Consider the following 22,386-nt stretch of genomic DNA (forward strand, 5'->3'; position numbering starts at 1 on the left):
CTGGAATCTGCACTTGACTCGTATTGCCATGTACGAAACAATTAGAATGATAATCCCCAGTCGTTGGGTGGATGGCTTATGGACGCTTGGCTCGCGGTAATCCGAAGTTTCGGCTTTAAAGACGTGATCGATATTATCTTTGTGGCGTTTATGCTGTACTACCTTCTGCTGTTGATTCGCGGCACGAGGGCGGTTCAGCTTCTTCAGGGCGTCATGATTGTGATTGTGGTCATTCTGATCAGCGGGCTATTGAATCTGTCCGCGTCCAATTGGCTTTTGGGAAAGATCGTTGAAATCGGCTTCTTTGCCATTCCTGTCGTATTTCAACCGGAATTGCGCCGCGCGTTGTCGCAAATGGGGCGCGGCGGATTGTTGACAGTGAACTTGTTGCAGCAGGGCGGCGAAGAAATGGTGCACTCCGTCAATGAGATCGTCAAGGCGACTCAGGTCTTGGCGAAAACGAAGACGGGGGCGCTCATTGTCGTCGAGCGCAAGACGGGCCTTAATGAATATATCGAAACCGGGACGTCGCTGGAGGCGAGAGTCAGTTCGGAGCTCTTTGTGAATTTGTTCATTCCGAATACCCCGCTTCACGATGGCGCGGTGATCGTTCGGTCCACACAAATCGCTGCCGCCGGGTGTTTCTTGCCCCTTACCGAAAATCGCAGTCTGGACAAGCAGTTGGGGACTCGGCATCGGGCGGCTCTGGGCATTTCTGAACAATCCGACGGCGTCGCTGTCGTCGTGTCGGAGGAAACTGGCCGCGTATCTGTCGCGGTCGACGGGGTCCTCCACCGGAATCTCGATGAGAACGCCTTGAAAAATTTACTGACAACCCTGATTGTTCCGCAACGCACGAACGGATTCCCGTTCTGGAGCAGAAAGGCTGAATCGCGATGATGGAGCGGTTTCTCCGAAATAACAACGCACTTCGGATTCTCGCGCTGGTGTTGGCTTGTATTCTGTGGCTGGCGGTTCACGCGCCTCAGAATGGCGGAGCTTCAAACACCGCGGGGGTCACGCAGACGTATCCCTTGCCGGTCCACGTTGAACTGGGACCGGGGATGGTGATGACTTCACCGCAGCCGACCGCGACGGTCAAAGTCACGACGAGCTTGCTGCATGTGGCGTCACTCCCGGCGGATATGTTGCACGCCGAACTGATTGCCAACGCGCAAGGACTCAAGTCCGGCACGCAAACCATCAATATCGCCGCCGTCCACATGCCGGACAACGTGAAGAGCTACTCCATCGATCCGCCGACGGTCACCATCGAGATCGAGAAAAAAGTGACCGTGGAACGGCCAGTTGACATGCAGATACAAGGGAATCCCCAGAGTGGCTATTCGCTCGGCGATTTCCAGCCAGGCACCCAATCGGTCAACGTCAGTGGAGCGAAATCTGAAGTCAAGTCGGTGGCGCGGGTCGTGGGCACGGTGGACATCAGCGGATTGAGCGAAACGACCACGAAGATCATTCCGCTCGAGGCGGTCGACAGCAAGGGCGACGTGGTCAACAATGTCACGGTCGACCCGGCCAGTCTATCCGTCACGGTACCGATTGTCGCTTCGACCCAGCAAGTCGCGCTGGTTCCTGAACTCACCGGTACGCCTGCGCCAGGCTACGCCGTGTCCGGGATCAAACTGGGGACCACACAGGTTGCCGAAGTCGGGCTGATGCAGAAGGACTTGCCGAAGTCGGGATTGTCGGTGCCGATTGACGTGACCAACATGTCGCATACCACCAGTTTGACTGTGCAGGTGCCTTTGCTGCAGGGCATGACGAGTGTGACGCCGGATTCCATCAATGTGGTTGTTGAGATTCAGCCGTCGGCCACGATCACGCTGAAACAAGTGCCGGTGTCTGTTCAAAACGAATCGGGACCCGTCCATGTGCAGCTGAAAGGTACGCCGAAAGTCAATATTACACTCAGCGGTCCGCAAAGCGCGATTCAGGCCATCGGGAAGGACCCAAGCCAGGTTCAGGCGTATGTCGATGCGTCGAAAGTCAACCAGGGGGACGCAGCCGCGAATATTACCGTGCATTTGCCGGATTTCGTGAGCGTCGTCAACGTGTCCCAACGGACGGTGCCAGTTACCGTGCAATGACGGTCTGACAAAAGGTCTGCCAAATGGTTCGCCAAAAGGTTCGGAAAATATAGGTTGGACGTTCGAGCTTCTTTCCACAACGCACTTTCTATGGCAAAATAAGCAGGTCATTAGAGAGGAGCGTTGGCTTTTGGGACGTTTGTTTGGAACTGATGGTGTTCGTGGTGTAGCCAATCGCGATTTGACTCCAGAAATGGCGTTTCGTTTGGGGCGGGTCGGAGCGTACGTACTGACGAATCGGACGCCTGGGGCACGGATTGCAGTAGGGAAAGATACTCGGATTTCGGGCGATATGCTCGAAATGGCACTCATCAGCGGCATTCTGTCGATGGGTGTGGACGCACTTCGCCTTGGCGTCATCAGTACACCGGGCGTGGCTTACCTGACGAAACAATTGGGCGCGGACGCGGGCGTCATGATTTCCGCCTCGCACAACCCCGTTGAAGATAACGGCATCAAGTTTTTCGGCGGCGATGGCTTTAAGCTGTTGGACGGCATCGAAGACCGGATCGAGCAAATTTTGAGGGAAGACGACAGCAAATTGCCGAGGCCGACGGGGCCGCACATTGGACGTGTGTACGACGAGCCGGCGCAAGAGGCGTATATTCGCTTCCTGCTGAGCACAGTCGACGTGCGTTTCGACGGATTGCGCATCGTGCTGGACTGCGCAAACGGTGCGGCGTCGGCTATCGCGCCGGAAGTGTTCCGGCAGCTCGGCGCAGACGTCACAGTGATTCACGCGAATCCGGACGGTGTGAATATCAACGTCGGATGCGGATCCACCAACCCGCACATCGTCCAACGCGCAGTGTTGGCGAATGGCGCTGATTTCGGGCTGTCTTTCGATGGCGACGCGGATCGGCTGATTGCCGTGGATTCGACAGGCGAGATCGTCGACGGCGACTTCATCATGGCGATTTGCGCGAAGGCGATGAAAAAGGCTGGCCGGTTGAAAGACGATAAACTCGTTGCGACCGTCATGAGCAATCTCGGGTTCGTCAAGGCGATGGAAGAGAACGGCATCCAGGTGGTTCGCACGGCCGTGGGAGATCGCTATGTGATGGAACGCATGCGCGAAGACGACGCGGTGCTCGGCGGAGAGCAGAGCGGCCACATTATCTTCCTCAACCACACGACCACGGGAGACGGCATTTTAACGGCGATTCAACTGGTCCAGGTCATCGTGCAAGAGGGCAAACCTTTGTCCGAATTGCGGAAGGTGATGACGCGTTACCCGCAGTTCTTGGAGAACGTGCGCGTGACCGACAAGCACGCGTGGCGGGACAATGCCGCCATCCAAGCCGCGCTTGCGGCAGCTGAGGAACGGTTGGGCGACACTGGCCGCGTGCTGGTGCGCGAATCGGGTACGGAGCAGTTGATTCGAGTGATGGCTGAAGGTCCGGATGAGAAACTGCTGCGCCAGTTGATTGGTGACATTGTTCGGGTTGTCGAGGCGGAACTCGGGGTCTAGGCCTGCCTGACGTACGCTTCATGTTCGCCTGCCGCGCGCCGAGTATCTTTCGTGACAACTGGCGCCTATACATCGTGATAGGAGAGTCGGCCAATGGATTTGGGCCGACTTCTCACCGCTTGAAGGGAGGGATGCGGGGCGAGAGTAGCAATATCGCCCAAAACGAGTAGAATGTCGCAAGGCCGGTGAATATGACACACCCGGCTCGCGAAGAAGCGCCTGGACTGTGCAGCCGTTGGCCCTTGCTGGTCAAAGTACAGCGGCTCCACAGTTGACGCGGAGGAGGTTGGCGAACCATTCGGCGGGTGCCTCCCGGTGTTTTCCGATCACACCGCAAGCGAAACCTGAAAGCCACCGGGCGACTGGTGTGACAAGGGTGAGCGGATCGGCAAGGAGGAAACGTATATCCATGTGTGGCATTGTCGGTTACATTGGCCCGAGGAATGTGAAAGACGTCGTTGTTGGTGGACTCGCGAAGTTGGAGTATCGCGGGTACGATTCATCCGGAATCGCGGCGATTGATGACGGACGCATCGAGTTGGCCAAATCGGTCGGACGCCTGTCCAATCTCGAAGCGAGGTTGGAAGAGCATCCGATTGGCGGCCACGTGGCCATTGGACACACGCGTTGGGCGACACACGGCAAACCATCGGACGAGAACGCGCATCCGCATCAGGACTGCAGCGGTCGTTTTGCGCTGGTGCACAACGGGATCGTCGAAAATTATCTCAGTCTGCGAGAAGAGTTGATAGCGTCCGGACACGAGTTTCGATCCGAGACGGATACAGAAGTGGTTGTCCACTTGATTGAAGAACTGTACAACGGGGATCTGTTTCAGACGATGATTGCGGTCGGCAAACGTATTCGCGGCGCTTATGCGCTTGTCGTGATCTCGAAAGATCATCCGGATCAAATCGTCGCGGTTCGCAAGGCCAGTCCGATGATCATCGGCTTGGGCGACGGCGAAAACTTCGTTGCCTCGGACATCCCAGCAGTGCTGCAGTACACGCGCGACATTTACGTCATGGAGGACGGCGAGATGGCGGTCCTCACGCGCGATTCGGTCGAGTGCTTCACCTTGGATGGCGAACCGGTGGCCAAAGAGGTCTATAAGGTCACGTGGGACGCTGTCAGCGCAGAGCGCGGGGGGTATCCCCACTTCATGCTCAAGGAAATTCACGAACAGCCGAAGGCGATTCGTGACACCTTGCGCGGTCGAGTGAATCCCGATCTCGGCTCGGTCACGCTCGACGAACTTGGCATCGACGCCGAGACCGTGAAGGCCATGGATCGAATCCACATCGTCGCGTGTGGCACGTCTTGGCACGCTGGCCTGGTGGGGAAGGTCGCGATCGAACAATTGGCCCGAATTCCGGTCAACGTCGAGATTGCCTCGGAATACCGATATTCCAACCCGATCGCGACGCCGAACACGCTGGTCATCGCCATCACCCAATCCGGCGAGACGGCCGATACGCTTGCAGCGATGCGCGAGATGAAGGCACGCGGTCTGCGCGTCCTGGCCATCACGAACGTCGTCGGTAGTTCGGCGGCGCGCGAGGCCGACAACGTGATCGTCACATGGGCCGGCCCGGAAATCGCGGTCGCGTCCACGAAGGCGTACACGACGCAGCTCGCGGCACTGTACCTGCTTGCGGTTCACTTTGCGCAGGTTCGTGGTGAAATCGGCGAGCAGGCGGCCCACGACATGATCAACGCGCTCGACAATCTCCCGCAGGTCGCCGAGGCAGTGCTCGACACGGCGCCGCAGATTCACGCGTTCGCGCAAAAGTACGCGGAGTCGAAGGATACCTTCTTCATCGGCCGCGGGATCGACTATGCAGTCTCGCTCGAAGGCGCGTTGAAATTGAAGGAGATCTCGTACATCCACGCCGAGGCGTACGCGGCGGGCGAACTGAAGCATGGTACGCTGGCGCTCATCACGGAGGGGGTTCCCGTCGTCGCGATCGCGATGCAGCCAGACCTTTACGAGAAGACCGTGAGCAACATCGTCGAGGTAAAGGCGCGCGGCGCGTTTGTGCTGGGACTGACATGGGTCGGCAACGAAGACCTCGCGAAGACGGTGGATGAGGTCATCTATCTGCCGAAGACGCACCCGACGCTCGCGCCGTTGGCGGCCGTGATACCCTTGCAACTGCTGGCGTATTACGCGGCCGTCGCGCGCGGCAACGACGTCGACAAGCCGCGCAATCTGGCGAAGAGCGTGACCGTGGAGTAAGCTGGGGACTTTGCGCGGGTGAATTTGTGTTCGCAAAATCAAGTTCTTCCCCGCGCAAAATAAGTTCTTCCCTTAGTAAAATAAGTTGTTCCGTACAGCACGGGTGAATTCGGGTCAAAAGCCTGGATTCGCCCGTTCTTTTTGTGGAGCGGGAGCGATAAGCGGGGGAAACTCAGAGCAAAATTTTGAAGGAGACCAGACGCGAAAAAGCCCGATATATCAAGGATTCCAAGACCATGCCCGATCAAAAACGCGAAAAAATACACGACAAAATCTGTACTCCCTGCGCCCTCAAGCCCTTCACTTCGCCCTCGCGCCAGCGAACAACTTCATTTTACGCAGAATCGATGAATCTGGAAAAATCACGGAGAAAAACGGGTGAGGAAAGGCGTGATCCAGGGAAGGATCGAATTTGACGGCAGATATTGGGAGAGAGCAGTGTGTTCGCAAAATCAAGTTCTTCCGCCGCAAAATAAGTTGTACTCTGAGTAAAATAAGTTGTTCCCTACAGCACGGGTGAATTCGGGTCAAAAGCCTGGATTCGCCCTTTCTTTTTGTGGAGCGGGAGCGATAAGCGGGGGAAACTCAGAGCAAAATTTTGAAGGAGACCAGACGCGAAAAAGCCCGATATATCAAGGATTCCTCGACCATTCCCGATCAAAAATGCGAAAAAATACACGACCAAATCTGTACTCCCTGCGCCCTCAAGCCCTTCTTTTCACCCTCGCGCCAGCGAACAACTTCATTTTACGCAGAATCGATGAATCTGGAAAAATTACGGAGAAAAACGAGTGGTAAGAGGCGTGATCCAGCGTAGAAATTCATTTGACGGCAGATATTGGGTTAGCGTGAGAAAAAGTCGAGAAAAGCCAGGCGTGGCAAGGGATTTGGAGTGGTTGAGGCGGGAGTGAGTCAGGGAAGGATTTGATTTGACGGTTACATAGTAGGGACGCAGAATTTTGATTCGAAAAGTCATGGGTTGGATTCGAAGTGGGGGTAGGGAGAAAGCAGGGTACAGCGCGGCATATAGCCTACTTCCACGGGGACATGTGAGACGGTCATGGCTGGGGTTGTACGGAAGGAACGATCAGCACCGCCGTTGTGTCGAGCAGTATGAAAGTCTTCTCTGACATTCGACATCATTGCCATTGTGATCGGATCACTTGTGGCTACACTGGAGAACGGTGCATCGTTGGCTATAAGCATGTAATCGGCAATTGAGGCAGATGTGCGATTACTGCTTGACCACTATCTATAAAGCGTTGTGTGCAGGATTCGACAATGTTAACAAAGAAATTAAAGACCTGATTGTGACGGCTACGGAGGTTGAATATTTCCCCTGTTCATTAACGAGATGGTGGGATACACCTCCTACCTTAGAGCGGTTGGTCAGCATTGCGGATTTTGTGAGGTGTGAGAACGTGGAAGACAGCGACCGTCAGTCACTTCAACAACAGGTGACTTCTCTTAGAGCGCAAGGAAAATACAAAGAGACCATCGAGGCTTGCTTCGATCTCTTGAAACGCGGAGAGGAGAAAAACGATTATAAATCCGTCCTGATTGCATACTTGAACAGCGCGGCATCTTACTACTGCATCGGCGATATTGACGAAGCGTTTCGTTGCATCACCGCTTATGATGAAGTCTGTAGGGAGTACGGAGACGAGACTGACCATCTGAATCGACACAATGTCCTGTTCTTGCTTTACGAATACAATAAAGACTTCACCAAGGCGAAGTCTACGTTGGATAAAACCATTGCCCTTGGCACTCGGTTGCAAAGGTACAACATTGTCAGCAATGCGTACAGCAACTACAGTCATCTATATCTTGCCGAAGAGAATTTTGAGGATGCCTTAGAAATGGGAAGAAAGGGGCTTGAAGCGGCGAAACTGCACTGTCCGCCAAGCGTGATTCTGGAACTCAGGGTGAAGTTGAATATCGCGCAAGCGTACATAGGGCTTCGTGATTTTGAGGCATCAAGACGGCTGATTGACGAGATCGGTGAACAGCCTATTTTGGATTCGGATTCGTACATCAGGGAACGAGTTCAATTCCACATGTTACAGGGAAGTTGGTGCTCGCATCAGGGCTTCTATCGGGAAGCGTTCGAATGGTTGACCCGTGCCAGGGATTTGGTCAACCGTTACGATGACATGTATCTCCTCGAAGAGATCCAAAAAGAGCGATGCAGATTGTGTGAACGAATGGGCGATTTTGAGACGGGGTTCTATGTTCAAAAAGAATACATTTCAGTACTTCTGGAGAGTCGAAAGAGAGAATTGGAACGAACTGCCTTACAGCTTGAAGTGAAACACAGTTTGGCAGACCTGAAGAGGAAGGCAAATACCGACCATTTAACGGGCTTACCGAATCGATATCGCTTGGAATCAACGGCAAACGGATGGCTCAGAGAAGCGGCTGATCGGCGCGAAAACATTGTTTGCATTGTCGTAGACATCGACCACTTTAAGTGCATCAATGACCAGCACGGGCACCTGTTTGGTGACGAAGTAATTCGTCAGACGACGGACGCATGTGCGAGTGTCTTACGGGGTGATGACTTGATTGGTCGCTATGGTGGAGACGAGTTCGTTGTAATCTTACGTGGGGTTCCTCTTGATTTAGGCGTAAGGAAAGCGGAGCAAATGTTAGAGGCAATTCGAAACTTAAAAGTTAACTGTGGCGACACCCCAGTTCCTCTATCCGCAAGTCTGGGCGTTGCAGATAACAGAGAAGGTGCCGTTTTACAGTTCGACGATTTGTTTCACCTTGCTGATGTAGAACTTTACAAATCCAAGCAGAATGGGAGAAATCAAATCTCTGTCGGGGGTCTGTTGGACAGCCAGCACGTACAAACTTAGTGGTTTTTGAAGGACGTACCCCTTGAAGCCGATTCAATGGGTGATTAATGTTGAATGAAGGGACTGTGGGACGCGAACGAATACGTTGTTCAACATGATGAGATGCGAAATGCCCCTCGAAATCCCAATTGGCACTGCTGTATGTGTTTCAGTGAAAATCCACGTCAATCTGACGACCGATGTGGTTCTGGCTCGGAGGAATCCTGACTTCCAGCATGCCATACCTATACGATGCTTTAGCTCCAGTGTCATCCACGGTTGTTGGTAACAGCGCAGTGCGCGAGAACTGTCCATAGTATCGTTCCATTCGATGTACGTTCTCGTCCTTTTGTTCACTCATCCGTTCGATTTTGCCGCTGAGATGAATGTGATTATCATGGACGGTGATGTTCACATCTTCCTTCTTCTCTATCCCATGGATTTCCGTGGTAACAATCACTTCGTTTTGGCTCTCGCGAACCTTTTTCTAAGCCAAATCTGCTTGACACGACACTGCTTGGTGTCTTATTATGAATTGCGACACCAGTCGGTGTCCATTTCGTTGCTAATAAGATGATAGGAAGGTCGGTGATTTTGGCGAAAAAAAGTCAAACGCGAGACGTTTATGATGCGGTTGCTGACCCGACTCGACGTGAACTGCTTCGTCTGCTGGCGGATGTGGAAGAATTGCCTCTCCACCAGTTAACAGTTCACTTTCAAATGGGACGAACGGCGGTTTCAAAGCATTTGGCAATACTTAAAGAGGCTGGTCTCGTAACCGACCGAAAAGTTGGCAGAGAAACGCGGTATCGGCTGAACCCCACTCCATTGAAGCAGATTCAAGATTGGGTAGCTTTCTACAGCAAGTTCTGGAGTACGAATATGTTGCGCTTGAACCAACTATTAGAGGAGGAAGAAGAATGAGTGAAACGTTATCCCTGGATTTTCAGTACACGACAACCATTGAGAAGCTTTGGTCCGCCTTAACCGACTCAAGCATGCTTGCCAAGTGGGTCATGGAAAATGATTTTAAGCCCATCGTAGGACACCGTTTTAAGTTTCGCATGCCGCCGATGAATGGGTGGAATGGAATTATTGACTGCGAAGTGCTTATCGTGGATGAACCAAATCGGTTGTCCTATACTTGGGTCAGCATGGGGCAGGAGAACACGGTCACCTGGACGCTGACGGATTTAGGGGGTGGAAAGGTTAACCTTCATCTCGAACAAACTGGAATCACAAATGATCAGGCACTCCAAGGAGCTAAGTATGGCTGGACTAACATGTGCGGACAGCTTGAAAAGCTGTTAGAACAATAACCCCATTGGTACTAAAACATCTCCTTCAGGGACGGGTTGATTTGAAATGGGGATAGGGCGCGCAGGGATAGCTTACGAGAAGTCATGGCGTAACAGAAATACAAACGCCTCGTGGAAATCCCACGAGGCGTTTCAGCGAGACCTTTAATGAAAATCCACGTCAATCTGATGACCCATCTGTTTCTGGCTTTTCGGAATCCTGACTTCCAGAATTCCATTTCGATACGATGCCTTTGCTCCCGTATCATCTACCGCCGTCGGCAATGGTACAGTGCGCGAGAATTGCCCGTAGTATCGCTCCATTCGATGCACGTTCTCGTCCTTTTGTTCGCGCGTCCGCTCGATTTTACCGCTAAGATGAAGATGGTTGTCGTGAACGGTGATGCTTACGTCTTCTTACTTCTCCAACCCTGGGATCTCAGCAGTGACAATTACCTCGTTTTGACTCTCGTGAACATCGACCCGTACACGCGGCATATTTCAAACCAATCCTCATCAAATAGTCGGGGAAATGATCCGAGTTCGCGTCTCATAATGCCAAATGGGTCATATGGAACAAGGGGCATGTTAACTACACCTCCAGGTAGAAATATCCGCGATTATGGTTCCTCAGAGGGAAAGGGAATTTGTACCTGTTATGGATACATTGGCTTATACTGAAATCGTATGACTAAGGGTCAGATATGGCATAGGCAGGTACGACAGCCGATTTTGAGGGGGAACGGGCTTGAAGCGAATGTCGAAGTGGATGTGGTTCGTTGGGATACCCCTTCTTATAATCGCGGCTTTTGTAGCCTACTGGGTCTACGAGTATTCTACTCACTCTACCCCGCTAAAGGCACAAGCCGCATCTGATCCAGGTGTGGGACCGTTCGAAACGGTCAAGTTCGCCAAAGGAGAAGTCTTAATTACCCCATCTGGACAACCCAACTCATTCACGGCATGGTACATGACCAAGAGCTTCTGGGGATGGCAAGTAAGTGGGATTTCCAACGCCATGACTGGTCTGTCACCGCAAAACTATAACGTAGACTTCGAGCCATTTAGCTTTGACGGTCAAACATTTGTTTGGGGGACAGCTATGGTTCCTATCAAAGAAATTGTGTATCACTACAACGGGAAAACATACACAGCGAGCATTGGGAAGCTCTCCGTGTGGCACATGATATTACCCTTTAAGCAAACGTTGTTTCCGCATTCCGAGTGGACGATGGTGCTTCCCGATGGAAAGACAGCTCCGCTGTTCAAGTAACACGGTTTTCAATTTAGCGGGGAGGAGGAATCACCATGGGGGAGATATTCTGACTGGTGTCCTGGTGGTGATACACATCATCACGCATAAAAAACAGGGGAGTTATCGGGGAATTTGGCTACAGATTTTAGGGGCACTTTTTGTTGGCTGGGACATCAATTTGCTACTCAACATTCGGTCGGCTCCCATGAATCCTACTGTAGCTATTATCTTTGTGGGGTTCTTGGCAGTGCTGTTCTATGTACTGGGTGGTTCGGGGGGAAAGAAGTAGCCTTTATGTGGGATCTGTGGGAATAAGATAGGTTCAGTGGGAGGGATTGGTGTGCAGATGGCAAACGTGGGATTTAGCGGCGTGTTTATTTTGTTAATTCCGATCATAACGGTGATTTTCTGGATTGCCATGATGATGGCGGTATTTCAGATTCGCAACTCAACACAGGACATGTCCAGAAAATTGAGTGCCATTTATGAGTTGTTGGAGAAGCAGGAGAAAGAGAAATAACTTGGGTAATGGCAGGATAGGAGAGTATAGGATGACCAAAAAGGCTCTACTGTTGGGTGCGGGTTTCTCTTATGACTTGGGGATGCCACTTGCCAGTAGTTTTACTGACGATTTTTTCTACTTTTTAACGCCTGAACGCCTGAGTCGTTGCATCAAGATTTGGCGAGAAGCAGACCCGTATGGACCTGATAGACAAATTGACCCTTTGGCTATTGATGAAGTTTTCGATATCTATGAGCGTAGTCGAGGAGACGGGTCGAATTACGAGGGGTTCCTGAAGAGTCTACAAAACGAATACCACCGTCTTGGTGCATCTCAACCATGGCGAGATTCGTTTCATTATGCATTTGGTCGGATCTTTGAAATTGTGGTTCGAATGTTTTGGAAGTATCAAGTGCACAACTTTGGATGGTATCTGGCAAATAGACATTTATACGACAGCTTTTCTCGAATTGTCCCTTCAGATGAAGAACTCTGGGTTGTATCGCTCAATCATGACTTATTCATCGAGTTTCTGTGTCTAAAAGCTGGAATCCCTCTAAGCTTTGGTTCGACTACATCGATTCTCATACCTGAGAGTAATCAAAACATGAAAAAACAAGTCTTGTTCAGTGCCGTTGACCGTAAGAACATGAACTTGACCGATATGGATTTTCTTCGGAACCAAAGAGGGGTAAACCTCATCAAATTGCACGGTGGCATCAACGAATTTACGTTTGACGATGATTCTAAGGTGCTCCAAGTTGCCTTGGGGACGGGTGATACAGAGTTATCGTATTTGATGAAGACGAGTTGTGTGTTGAATGATTTTGGGTACTTTGTTAATGGATCACGAGTCAGGATTCATGGTGAGATTGCGATCAGTAATATGCAAGGAGAAATGGGATTTTTACGCCACTCGATCCTGACAGGAGGTTACAAGTATAGCGAGACATTTGATCCAAAACCAGGTGAAGAAAAGATTAGGTTGATGGACGAAGTGTTTGGGATTGTGGAGGAGATTACAATCATTGGATATGGTTTTGCGGACGAACACGTAAATCTCAGGCTCTACAATGCTATGCTTATGAATCCTGATCTCTCATTGGTGATCGTTAACCCAGGCATATTGGAGATTCCCCCAATACTCAAGCCCTTTAATTACAAACAGAGAGTACGTCTCGCAAAATGTGGTTGCCCAGAATGGCTCTCTTATTTGGATAACGGTAGTTGGGACAGTGAACTAATGATAACCTTAGAAGTCACGAGAGCCAACAGGAAGGCGATGGATGAACAATATCGGCAGAGGATATTATCCACTGGAAGTTGACGAACAACCACTGTCTGCGATATGACGAGTACAGATGAGCCGAGAAAGGTTGAGTTGAGATGAACAACATCGTGATTGAAAGAGCTTCCGTGTCTGATGCCGAGAAAATTCTCTCCCTTCAGAAGCTTGCATATCAAAGTGAAGCGGAAATATACAACGATTTCAGCATCGAACCGCTTGTTCAGACCCTCGAACAGCCACAGAACCAGTTTGAAGATCATATCATCCTGAAAGCCGTGGTGGGTGACGCTATCATCGGCTCGGTTCGGGCATATGAAAAGGATGGGACATGCTTCATAGGCAAGCTCATAGTTCATCCGAATCACCAAAATCGGGGGATTGGGAAGAGGTTAATGAACGCAATAGAAGGGCTTTTCCCGAACTCCCGTTACGAATTGTTTACGGGAAGTAAAAGCGAAAAGAACATCGCGTTATACGAGAAGTTAGGGTATAAAGCCTTCACAGAAAACTTCATTTCGCCTGACTTGAGTCTGATATATCTGGAGAAGCGTGGAATTTGAAAAATCGCATGGGAGAACAAGACATTATCAGTCTGATCGCATCGGATAATTGGATGATGCATGTTTTACAAACCGCGCAATCACTTCGCTTGCCTGACTGGTGTGTATGTGCAGGCTTCATTCGTTCCAAGGTGTGGGATTACCTTCATGGGTTCGCTGGAACACGTTTACCCGATGTTGATGTTGCGTACTTTGATCCCAATCGTACCGACGAATCGGCAGAAAAGGAGTACGAGAAGATTCTGAAGGGGTTAGACTCTTCAGTTCCATGGTCTGTCAAAAATCAAGCGAGAATGCACACCAAGAACGGTCATGTACCTTACACATCAACAGCCGATGGATTGTCGAATTTTCCTGAAGTATGCACGGCAATCGGAGCTTATTTGGACTCGAATGGTCAGGTGAGTTTGGTTGCTCCGTATGGAGTTGATGACTTGGTGAATTTGGTCGTTCGTCCAACTCCGTTTTTCATTTCACAGGACAAACGAGACATTTATGAACAACGGGTGGCAACAAAGGGATGGAGCGCAAAGTGGCATAGGCTTAGAATCCTACATCCGTGAAGTACAGGGTTGGTAGGGAGCAGGCATTGTTTGTGCGAAGATAGAAGGATACAGGAGTTACGTCGAGATCGGGACAGTATTGAGCGAGGAGGGAGAAAGTGAGACTACAACCACTCGATGCCGCTAAACAATTTGTAGACGAAAAGTTCCCTCGTTGCTTTACCGCTCTGCTTGCGGGAAGTGCTTCCAGGGGTGAAGAGACAGATACGTCTGATTTGGATATTGTCGTTTTCGATAGTACTGTCCAAAACGCCTACAGGGAGAGTTTTGTCCTATACGGTTGGCGGATAGAGTCCTTTATTCACAACGAAATATCATATCTTCAGCAGTTCGAGATTGACAAGCAAAATGGTCGCGCAACATTGGCTGAAATGGTATCAACGGGAGTAATTCTGAAGGATAGCGAAAAAACGACAACAATCAAGCGAAATGCGAATAGGTGCCTCAGTGCAGGTCCTCCGCCGTTGAGCGACGACTTCATCAACGCTTCGAGATACTTCATTTATGACCTTCTCGATGATTTTAGAGACTCGAAAAGTGATGAAGAGGCGATCATTACGGTCAATACTATTTCAATTCAACTTGCAGACTTCATTCTTCGTCTTAATGGTCAGTGGAGCGGTCGGGGCAAACGGTTAGGCAGAGAGCTATATAAATTTGATGAAAAGTTAGCCACCAAGTTTTTCGAAACGCTTCGTCATTTCTATCGACATGGTGACAAACAACCGTTTATAGATTTCGTGAATTCAATATACGAGCCACTGGGCGGACAGCTGTTTGATGGGTTCAAACAAGTCAGGAAATGAGATTTGTGCTACGTCAATATACGCGCATCCAGTGTTAAGGAACCATCTCCCCAGGAAGCTGAAATGGGTCACACTCAGTATACGTATTGTTGAAGAACTTCGCGGTTCATATTTGCTTCTGAAACAGACGGGTTTATGCCATGGTGAGCATTGGTTCAGTTTTTTCATGGAGGTGAAATCGTTAATGGTGATTCTTTGGGATTTGGACGGCACAATTCAAGATAGCGAGACTTTGGCAAAGGCAGGAACCCGTCATGGGTTTCAGCAGGTACTTGGCAGGGAACCTACTCCAGATGAATTTGAACAACTCATAGGTCGTCCTGTACCTGTTGTTTACAAGGAATGGTTCGATGATAATTTGGCGACACGAATCCTTGATGCAGGGACACGGTTTTACCAAGAGCACTCTCATCAGATACTTTGTTACTCCGAAATTACAGAGTTGCTGTACGAGTTGAAGCTGAGAGGTTATAAGATGGGAATCGTTTCATCGAAGAGACGATTCCATGTCATCAATGAGTTGGAATCAAAAGGCTTGGATGTCCTGTTTGATGTTGTCGTAGCCCAAGAGGACACACTGCAACACAAACCACACCCCGCTCCCCTTCTTCTCGCGGCACGTAGCATAGGAGTACCGCCAGAGGACTGTATATACATAGGAGATCAACCAACAGACATACAGGCAGGAAAGGCGGCGGGCATGAGTACCATTGGTGCACTTTGGGGAGATGGGAACGTCAAACGATTGCAGTCAGCCTGTCCAACCAAGATGGCTTGTGTTCCAACGGATATTCTCGACTTTCTATCTCAAAGATAGGGACAGGATAAACAAGGTATTCCAGGGAAGGGGCGGTTCTAAGGTGAGTAGTAAAGCGAAAAAACCATACGTATAGGAAATGAACAACAAGTACTGCAGTGGTTTCTGGAAATACATAGTTGAAATTCGTGGCTATTGGAGAATCATCGATGGATGATGTCGAGGGGCATAACGCCCGATATGTGGTAACAGGAAGGGGGATGTTGTGAGTGCTTTACTTGGCTGGTGGAGGCGACGAAAAAGACTCGGTGAAGCTGGATCAGCAATTTGCTGAAGATGTTGGCGGCAAGAAACTACTTTATTTACCAATCGCGATGAGCGGTGTTTCACCGACGTATGAGGAATGCCATACGTGGATTCAGAGGGTCTTTAACCCTCTTGGTATTACTGACATCGTTATGTGGGATGCCTTGACCCCAAATCTAATCAATGACTTAGGGACATTCGATGCTGTGTATATCGGAGGCGGGAATACCTACAAATTGCTCGACCATTTGAGAAAAACTGGTTTCGATCATCCTTTAAAGGATTTTATCGCCAACGGTGGTAGTGTGTACGGTGGAAGTGCAGGAGCAATAGTGCTGGGGCGGGATATTTCCACTTGCTCGGTGATGGATACCAATGAGGTCGGATTAGATGATACCACTGGGCTTGGACTTGTAGGCAACTACGCAATTTGGTGCCATTATGTTGATGCTCATGATAATTTTATTGCCAATTATGACTACCCAATCATCGCGATCCCTGAACGGTCGGGTATCTCATTCGACGGTTCGATTATCAGAGTAATCGGCTTTGATGCCGTCACCATATTCGACCGTGGCTTCAAGAGAGTGCTAATGCCTAACGAGAAGATGTCCGTCTTCAGTTAGCCTGTGGTTTCAGTCGATAATGGGTGCGCTTTACGTTCTAAACAATGTACATGAAGCCGTTGGCGGGACAGGACTGTCGAGAAGGGGAAAATAGATGGAGCCGTTTAACCAACATCCAAAGCAATTGTAGAGACTAATCGATGGATATGAGGCTCGTGAGAACAGCATCGGTCATTCGAACTGCTTGGTGTTTCAATTGACCAGTCCGTCCAGACGGGGATTGTATTTAAAAGTACAGGCTATTTCCAATGGTGACTTACGTCCCGAAAGAGAACGGTTGGAATGGCTCCAAGGTAAATTGCCTGCCCCAGAACTGCTGTATTTCGATTCAGATGACGAGAACCAGTATATGCTGGTGTCCGAAATCCAAGGTGTTCCATCATTTGATTTAAGTCTTCGGGATGACATATCCAACCTCATCAAGCAACTTGCAAAGGGATTAAGGACCATTCATTCGCTGGATGTGGCGACTTGCCCATTCTTATGGTCGGTTAACGAAAAAATCGCTTTGGTACAAGAACGAATATCGAGCGGAAGTATCGATGTGGAATACCTTTCGCACCATTACCCCGATCCCAACCTGGCTCAACTCTTCGATGAAATGATGCGCTTGTTCCCTGATTCCGATCTGGTCGTTTGCCATGGAGACTATTCGATGCCAAATGTACTTTTGGCAGATGGACATATCAGTGGCTTTATCGACTTGGGGCAGTTAGCCGTAACGGACAGATATGTGGATATTGTCACTGTTCGTGACACCTTGAGCTACAACAAGTTACCAGACGAGTGTTTCGAGTTGTTTCTACAGGAGTACGGTTTGCAGGAATTAGACGAGTCAAAATTGCGGTTTTACGATTTGCTAAACAGATTTCTGGGTTAAGAGGGCTTATCCTTGGTACTTCCGTACAAACGCACCAACCGCCTGCTTTCCTGCCTTATCCACCTTTCACGCGGCGAGGGGGTAGGCATTGGAGCATTGATGCGGGGACGTTTCCACACCATCCTCGGTCTTGTATCTGGTTTGTCCTGTTCGTTTTCGATCTGTTTCGGAGCATCATTGGGATTCAGTTCTGTCACGACTGACACCTCCAAGAGTCAAAAGTAGGTAGGAAAAGCGGGAGTTAAACAACGCGAGACGGCTGGCGACAACATCACTTCTTATGGTTCAAAATGTAACCTTTCGTGGTATATCGTGCTCCGCGTTTTGAGGCATGTTTATAGACAGTCGCTCGATGTGCGGCACATCGTTACCAACGACAATTTGAATCCCATTCCCCGAAGCCCAGGCAGACTGTCTTTCTCGCACCAGCCTGCATTTACCCGCCCCTATTCCGCATCGGGCACATCAAAGGTCCTTAGAACTCCGTTATCGTCGCTTATGCCATGACCACAGGCGCAAATAACCATAGAACCGCACATTTCGATTGCCAACTTCCCAAGCTCCACGCCATCCTTCCACTCGACTTCGCGACTGCAGTTGTTGCAATGAATGACGAACATCTCTCAGACCTCCGTTTTCATGGATTTGTGGGGCAAGGGCGTATCGGGACTAATCCTGCTTCTTTTCGTCTTTCGCCCTATCTTTGTTCGGATATTCAAGGAATTGCTCCATGATGGTTGCGGACAGACGATGGGCTTCGGACAGCGGTATGCCATTAGCTCTGCACCAATCGACCAGTTTCCTGACTTTCACTTTTGGGGAGTTCGGGTCAGGGGGGACGGCGAATACGCCGCTTGGGAAATTATCATCCCAGTCCCATTCATTACCACCCATTGTTCATCATCCTTTCGTTGATTACAGATATTGCTTCAGCTTGCTTATCGCTTCTTCATGTCTCTGGATTACACGCTGTGTGCTGATCGCCATGGGCACTGTTGTTCTGCAGATTGGCTGATCCAGCAACTTTATCGTGTGCGGTGGTTGTCTGTTCGATTTCTCCCTTGTAACTGTGCCCTCTGACTCAGACCGCCTGACCAGAGCCAACATCTGCTCGAAAGTCATATCACATACTTTGGCGATGGTTGGAACGGGAAGGAGGTCGGTCAATTGCGTTGCGATTTCCTGTCTCGTTTTTCGCCGTATCTCATCGGCAGTCTGATCCAGATCACTTGTCATTTTTGCTCCCTCCGTTTCCGCCCTATCTCCGAACGACTGCACTTCAAACTATTGATTCACTCTGTTTTCACCATGATAACTCAAGAGTGGAGGTGTGTAAAAATATGGTTGATGGAGTTTGGATCATAACAGGATTGGGCAGGGCAGGAGACTGGACGAAGTGGATGGAGAGAAGGGAATCTTGACAATGTGCTTTTCCAGTTTTCACCCCAAGAATAATTGGCGGCGTTTAGTAATGCGGCGCACTTCATCCTCTATAATGAGGACATTGGTGGATGCTGTTTGAAACAGGCGACGGGGTGGGGAATAGCGATGAATGTGTACACATATGAGGGCGCATCGTTCTGGATATTATTTTACGTGTGGTTTGCGTTGGAGATGTCACTCTGGATACGTGCACGTTTGCTTCGGCGCGGACAACCAAGAAAGCGAAATGATGACCGTGGTTCTGCGGTGCTTATTATGCTTGGAATGTATGTGCTGATTTTCATATCTATTGGTTTCTCAATACGGCAAGAGGGGATTCTCCCCCGATGGACACAATACATTGGTTTCGTTTTGATGATTGCTGGTATAGTCATTCGACTCTCTGCAATCATCCAGCTTGGACGATTTTTCTCACCTGTTGTCGGCGTGGTTTCAAACCAAGAAATCGTGCAAACAGGACTGTATCGCTGGATTCGGCACCCAGCTTACACGGGTGGGTGGATTACGGCGGTTGGTATCGGCTTTGGTCTCCGAACTTGGTGGGGGGTATTGCTGTGTGGCATCGGCTTACTCCTGATCTATGCGTACAGAATTCGTGTTGAGGAGAAAGTCCTGGTTGAGCACTTCGGGGAGAGATATGTGGAGTATCGAAAGCGCACTCGAAGGATGTTCCCTGGGATATGGTAACGGACAGAGTTGTGAACATTGGTTGCTTTTCAAAGTGACGTTGAAGAAATGAAATCATGTGATTGGAGGTAGCTTAGCGTGTCTGAAAATCGCGGACGTGTCTATATTGGACAAGAGTTTATCGAAGATAAAGAAACGGTGGATGTTGCAATCCGATGTACATACTATTATTCCGCCCATCTATCTCCTCTGGAACTGTCATGGGAATGCTCAACTATCTCAGTAAGGCAAGATGGCAATCTATTGACGGTTTTGATCAAGCGTCCCATATCAAAAAAGCTTTACGAGTCTGCAATAGCACATCGCGGAAACGCCACGATGTTTATTATTGGTTATATTGAGGCGATACTCCCCGTTGTTAATCGTGAGATTATCAGTCAAAAATATCTCTCTGGACACATCCTTCATTCGTTACTATCAACGATCGGAATCGATGAGTTGGCATTGATACGCATGGAGGATGGGATACCCCACAGACTACCTTGGCCAGTTGCAGTCTTACCATTCCCATCTGCAGAAGCGTTAGCAAAGGAGTATGATAACTTTTTCATACGTGATTTTATTGACGCTATGACATGCTACTTTTCATTCAGTTTAGATGAATGCATTCGGAAGATTATTACATCAATTGAGAATTTCTTTACCTTGCGACGAATATACGCGGATAAATTCAAGAAAAAACTAAACCTGTGTCTACAAGAAAGATACTACCCAGTGAATTGGGGACCATACTTGTCCATATTGAAACGAAACATTGAATTTATTTACGGTGTCAGGAACAATATTGTTCACAATACCTTTCGAATGGATTATCAGCACAGATTTATTTGTAAAAAGGGGATTGGAACGTTGTCTTACATATACCAATCGTCGCTCAACGAACCCGAAGTGGTCAGATATACGCGTGCCTTAACGCAACAATTTCTCCTATTCGAGACCCAATATTCAGGTATAAACTTGGATATATTGAAGTCTCATTTGGAAGGAACGGACACATCTCCGATAGTGGATAATACCAGGGATCTGGATGCCTTTATGTTCAAGGGGTTAGAAATAACTGCTGACGAGAGGAATATTATTCGTCGCCAAGCAAATTAATATCAACAGTCCAAGCGAGTCTGGAGCGATTCGATGGAAAATATTGATATACTACCTATGTTTGCGACATTGTACCTGATAAAGCCGACGGAAAGGTGAAGACATTCTTTCCACAACAGGCGTATGAGAACAAAGAGGGTCTGCCTTTACATCAATATGGACCACTTCTGCCGTTTCACGATTCCTTTATACACCAGAGAAGTACAGTCAAATATGTGGGTGAATGCGTGAACCTCGGTCATCGATTTAATACTGGTAACGGGAAGATCTCGCCACGGAATTGCCATGTGGGTGGACAACCTACGAACTTCAGGATAAACCACCAAATTTATGAGGTGGTAATGAAAATTCCGAGATCAAGCTGTATTTCCATGAGACAAATGACAGGTTCGAGGTCGAGAGGATACTGATTGAAAAGTTGAACCCCGAATGGAACATCGCGAGGGGGAAGTACAGGGCTACAGACAGAGCGGTCAACGAAGGGGCAAGGAGCAGTAAGCCAGAATCATCCGATGTACGGAGTGGCTTACCACGAAACTCGTCCTGCTGAGACGAAGTTTTAACAGCCGCTCGGTTTATTATCGAGCGGCGAGGGATAAATCGTTTTACGGTTCAAGAGGTCGTTGACTACATGAAGGATAGGCAAACCAAGTATCCTGAGTCAACGATTCGAACACACGTCACCTCACGGTGTTGTGTAAATGCACCGAATCATCATGCAACAGTGTTTTCTGATTTTGAACGAATTGACCATGGGGTATATAAATTGCATCGAGTTGACACGTAACCGTGGAATACCATTTAGGTGAAGTCATACGATAGGTTTCTTGCGTGTCAGGCGCAAAGAATTAAGGTAGTCTCATTATAAGAAAGTGTTGTAATATGAAATTTTACACTGCAACTCTTTAGTTGTGTTCCGCTGGGGGGACAATCGATGGTTTGGGCTAAATTAGTATCATTATTTAAAAATGCAGATCAGCAAGGCAAGAAAAGAGAGCAAAGTTCTGTATCGAATGCCAAACAGCAAAAGAGAAAGGTCGATCCTTCACACATTGGTGAGTTGGGAGAGTACAAGATTGATGTCCAGCTTCGCCAAATGCCAAGGGAAATCAGGTATGTCAGTGACGTGCTTGTTCGTAATCCCAAATCGAGGACTGGATATTCTCAAATAGACCATGTTGTTATCACTCCATATGGTCTATTTGTGATTGAGACAAAGAATTATAAGGGCGAGATAAAAGGAAAGCGAACGGATAAACGCTGGAATGTCAGTGGCAGATTTAATCCGTACAATCCACTTCGACAAAATTACGGGCACATCAAGGTATTAGAAAACATCTTATCTGAATTCAAGAACCTTACTTTCGTGTCCATAATATCGTTCACGCTTCGATGTCGCTTTAGCGTAGACCCAGAATTACGAAAAATCCAGTCGAACGAACTGGTGATTTATGATGTGGAACTGTCCGACTACATCGAGAGGAAGCTACTGAGATTTAAATCTGAAATGTCAGAGCCGATTTTGTCTGATTCAGATGTTAGTCGTGTCTACGAATTGATCAATAGAGCAAATATCACTGACCCACAAGATCGAGCCGAACATGATAGATTGGCGGCAAGAAAGAAGTAGTCATATTGATAGCGCGTCTTGTTTCT

General features: G+C 49.0%; 23 protein-coding genes and 1 pseudogene. 20 read left to right on the forward strand and 4 right to left on the reverse strand.

Translation table 11 applies throughout. From position 1 onward, the window contains the following. Positions 1–78: 78 nt before the first annotated feature. From cdaA to AAC01S_RS07765, 5 genes are all read left to right on the forward strand, one after another. Positions 79–900, forward strand: coding sequence for a diadenylate cyclase CdaA (gene cdaA / locus AAC01S_RS07745; RefSeq protein WP_067621119.1), 822 nt, complete (start codon positions 79–81; stop codon positions 898–900). After that, a complete protein-coding gene (locus AAC01S_RS07750; protein WP_067621120.1) occupies positions 897–2,108 on the forward strand; it encodes a CdaR family protein in 1,212 nt (403 codons plus the stop codon). Before cdaA ends, AAC01S_RS07750 begins: the two co-directional genes overlap by 4 nt. Positions 2,109–2,238: 130 nt before the next feature. Next, positions 2,239–3,579, forward strand: a complete 1,341-nt coding sequence (gene glmM / locus AAC01S_RS07755) for a phosphoglucosamine mutase (protein WP_067621121.1) — start codon at positions 2,239–2,241, stop codon at positions 3,577–3,579. A gap of 409 nt (positions 3,580–3,988) precedes the next feature. Then, the gene (glmS, locus tag AAC01S_RS07760) at positions 3,989–5,818 is read left to right on the forward strand and encodes a glutamine--fructose-6-phosphate transaminase (isomerizing) (RefSeq protein WP_067621122.1); all 1,830 of its coding nucleotides are present in this window, start codon (positions 3,989–3,991) and stop codon (positions 5,816–5,818) included. Between the two features lie 1,421 nt (positions 5,819–7,239). Beyond that, positions 7,240–8,682, forward strand: a complete 1,443-nt coding sequence (locus AAC01S_RS07765) for a tetratricopeptide repeat-containing diguanylate cyclase (RefSeq protein ID WP_067621156.1) — start codon at positions 7,240–7,242, stop codon at positions 8,680–8,682. A 148-nt stretch (positions 8,683–8,830) separates the two neighbouring features. Here the strand turns inward: AAC01S_RS07765 and AAC01S_RS07770 are convergent. Continuing rightward, positions 8,831–9,130, reverse strand: a pseudogene (locus tag AAC01S_RS07770) (Hsp20/alpha crystallin family protein); the annotation flags it as partial. A 125-nt stretch (positions 9,131–9,255) separates the two neighbouring features. On the opposite strand from AAC01S_RS07770, the gene AAC01S_RS07775 reads away from it, so the two are divergent. Further along, positions 9,256–9,585 carry an ArsR/SmtB family transcription factor gene (locus AAC01S_RS07775; protein ID WP_067621124.1) on the forward strand — a complete coding sequence of 110 codons (330 nt, stop codon included), beginning with the start codon at positions 9,256–9,258 and terminating at the stop codon, positions 9,583–9,585. After that, the gene (locus AAC01S_RS07780) at positions 9,582–9,980 is read left to right on the forward strand and encodes an SRPBCC family protein (protein WP_067621125.1); all 399 of its coding nucleotides are present in this window, start codon (positions 9,582–9,584) and stop codon (positions 9,978–9,980) included. The genes AAC01S_RS07775 and AAC01S_RS07780 overlap by 4 nt, the downstream gene beginning before the upstream one ends. Positions 9,981–10,124: 144 nt before the next feature. On the opposite strand, the gene AAC01S_RS19885 is transcribed toward AAC01S_RS07780, so the two are convergent. Beyond that, the gene (locus tag AAC01S_RS19885; protein ID WP_306307173.1) at positions 10,125–10,364 is read right to left on the reverse strand and encodes an Hsp20/alpha crystallin family protein; all 240 of its coding nucleotides are present in this window, start codon (positions 10,362–10,364) and stop codon (positions 10,125–10,127) included. 343 nt (positions 10,365–10,707) lie between these two features. Between AAC01S_RS19885 and AAC01S_RS07790 the strand changes: the two genes are divergently transcribed. From AAC01S_RS07790 to AAC01S_RS07835, 9 genes are all read left to right on the forward strand, one after another. Beyond that, on the forward strand, positions 10,708–11,232 hold the full coding sequence (locus AAC01S_RS07790) for a hypothetical protein (RefSeq protein WP_067621126.1): 525 nt from the start codon (positions 10,708–10,710) through the stop codon (positions 11,230–11,232). A gap of 322 nt (positions 11,233–11,554) precedes the next feature. Beyond that, positions 11,555–11,734, forward strand: a complete 180-nt coding sequence (locus AAC01S_RS07800; RefSeq protein WP_067621128.1) for a hypothetical protein — start codon at positions 11,555–11,557, stop codon at positions 11,732–11,734. 31 nt (positions 11,735–11,765) lie between these two features. Continuing rightward, positions 11,766–13,043, forward strand: a complete 1,278-nt coding sequence (locus tag AAC01S_RS07805; RefSeq protein WP_067621129.1) for a hypothetical protein — start codon at positions 11,766–11,768, stop codon at positions 13,041–13,043. Between the two features lie 59 nt (positions 13,044–13,102). After that, a complete protein-coding gene (locus AAC01S_RS07810; RefSeq protein ID WP_067621130.1) occupies positions 13,103–13,564 on the forward strand; it encodes a GNAT family N-acetyltransferase in 462 nt (153 codons plus the stop codon). Positions 13,565–13,572: 8 nt separating this feature from the next. Further along, the gene (locus AAC01S_RS07815; protein WP_067621157.1) at positions 13,573–14,127 is read left to right on the forward strand and encodes a nucleotidyltransferase family protein; all 555 of its coding nucleotides are present in this window, start codon (positions 13,573–13,575) and stop codon (positions 14,125–14,127) included. 98 nt (positions 14,128–14,225) lie between these two features. After that, positions 14,226–14,933 (forward strand): hypothetical protein, encoded by a 708-nt coding sequence (locus AAC01S_RS07820; RefSeq protein WP_067621131.1) that lies wholly within the window; start codon positions 14,226–14,228, stop codon positions 14,931–14,933. Between the two features lie 184 nt (positions 14,934–15,117). After that, the gene (locus AAC01S_RS07825; RefSeq protein WP_067621132.1) at positions 15,118–15,750 is read left to right on the forward strand and encodes an HAD family hydrolase; all 633 of its coding nucleotides are present in this window, start codon (positions 15,118–15,120) and stop codon (positions 15,748–15,750) included. Positions 15,751–15,959: 209 nt separating this feature from the next. Beyond that, positions 15,960–16,622 (forward strand): Type 1 glutamine amidotransferase-like domain-containing protein, encoded by a 663-nt coding sequence (locus AAC01S_RS07830; RefSeq protein ID WP_067621133.1) that lies wholly within the window; start codon positions 15,960–15,962, stop codon positions 16,620–16,622. Between the two features lie 136 nt (positions 16,623–16,758). After that, a complete protein-coding gene (locus AAC01S_RS07835) occupies positions 16,759–17,502 on the forward strand; it encodes an APH(3') family aminoglycoside O-phosphotransferase (RefSeq protein WP_083511614.1) in 744 nt (247 codons plus the stop codon). A gap of 669 nt (positions 17,503–18,171) precedes the next feature. Here the strand turns inward: AAC01S_RS07835 and AAC01S_RS07845 are convergent. Both AAC01S_RS07845 and AAC01S_RS07850 read right to left on the reverse strand, forming a co-directional pair. Further along, entirely contained in the window at positions 18,172–18,396 is a 225-nt protein-coding gene (locus AAC01S_RS07845; protein WP_067621136.1) for a hypothetical protein, read from the reverse strand. Between the two features lie 21 nt (positions 18,397–18,417). Then, the gene (locus AAC01S_RS07850; protein ID WP_067621137.1) at positions 18,418–18,738 is read right to left on the reverse strand and encodes a hypothetical protein; all 321 of its coding nucleotides are present in this window, start codon (positions 18,736–18,738) and stop codon (positions 18,418–18,420) included. Positions 18,739–19,020: 282 nt separating this feature from the next. Here AAC01S_RS07850 and AAC01S_RS07855 point away from each other — a divergent pair, with 282 nt between their 5' ends. The 4 genes from AAC01S_RS07855 to AAC01S_RS07865 all read left to right on the forward strand — a co-directional run bounded on the left by AAC01S_RS07855 (position 19,021) and on the right by AAC01S_RS07865 (position 22,360). Then, positions 19,021–19,632, forward strand: a complete 612-nt coding sequence (locus AAC01S_RS07855) for a methyltransferase family protein (protein ID WP_067621138.1) — start codon at positions 19,021–19,023, stop codon at positions 19,630–19,632. A 78-nt stretch (positions 19,633–19,710) separates the two neighbouring features. Beyond that, entirely contained in the window at positions 19,711–20,730 is a 1,020-nt protein-coding gene (locus AAC01S_RS07860) for a hypothetical protein (RefSeq protein WP_067621139.1), read from the forward strand. Positions 20,731–21,325: 595 nt separating this feature from the next. Beyond that, the gene (locus AAC01S_RS20365; RefSeq protein WP_441394806.1) at positions 21,326–21,517 is read left to right on the forward strand and encodes a DUF7669 domain-containing protein; all 192 of its coding nucleotides are present in this window, start codon (positions 21,326–21,328) and stop codon (positions 21,515–21,517) included. Between the two features lie 147 nt (positions 21,518–21,664). Then, positions 21,665–22,360, forward strand: coding sequence for a nuclease-related domain-containing protein (locus AAC01S_RS07865; RefSeq protein WP_067621140.1), 696 nt, complete (start codon positions 21,665–21,667; stop codon positions 22,358–22,360). Positions 22,361–22,386 lie beyond the last annotated feature (26 nt).

The sequence above is a fragment of the Alicyclobacillus acidiphilus NBRC 100859 genome, assembly GCF_001544355.1.
Taxonomy (GTDB): domain Bacteria; phylum Bacillota; class Bacilli; order Alicyclobacillales; family Alicyclobacillaceae; genus Alicyclobacillus; species Alicyclobacillus acidiphilus.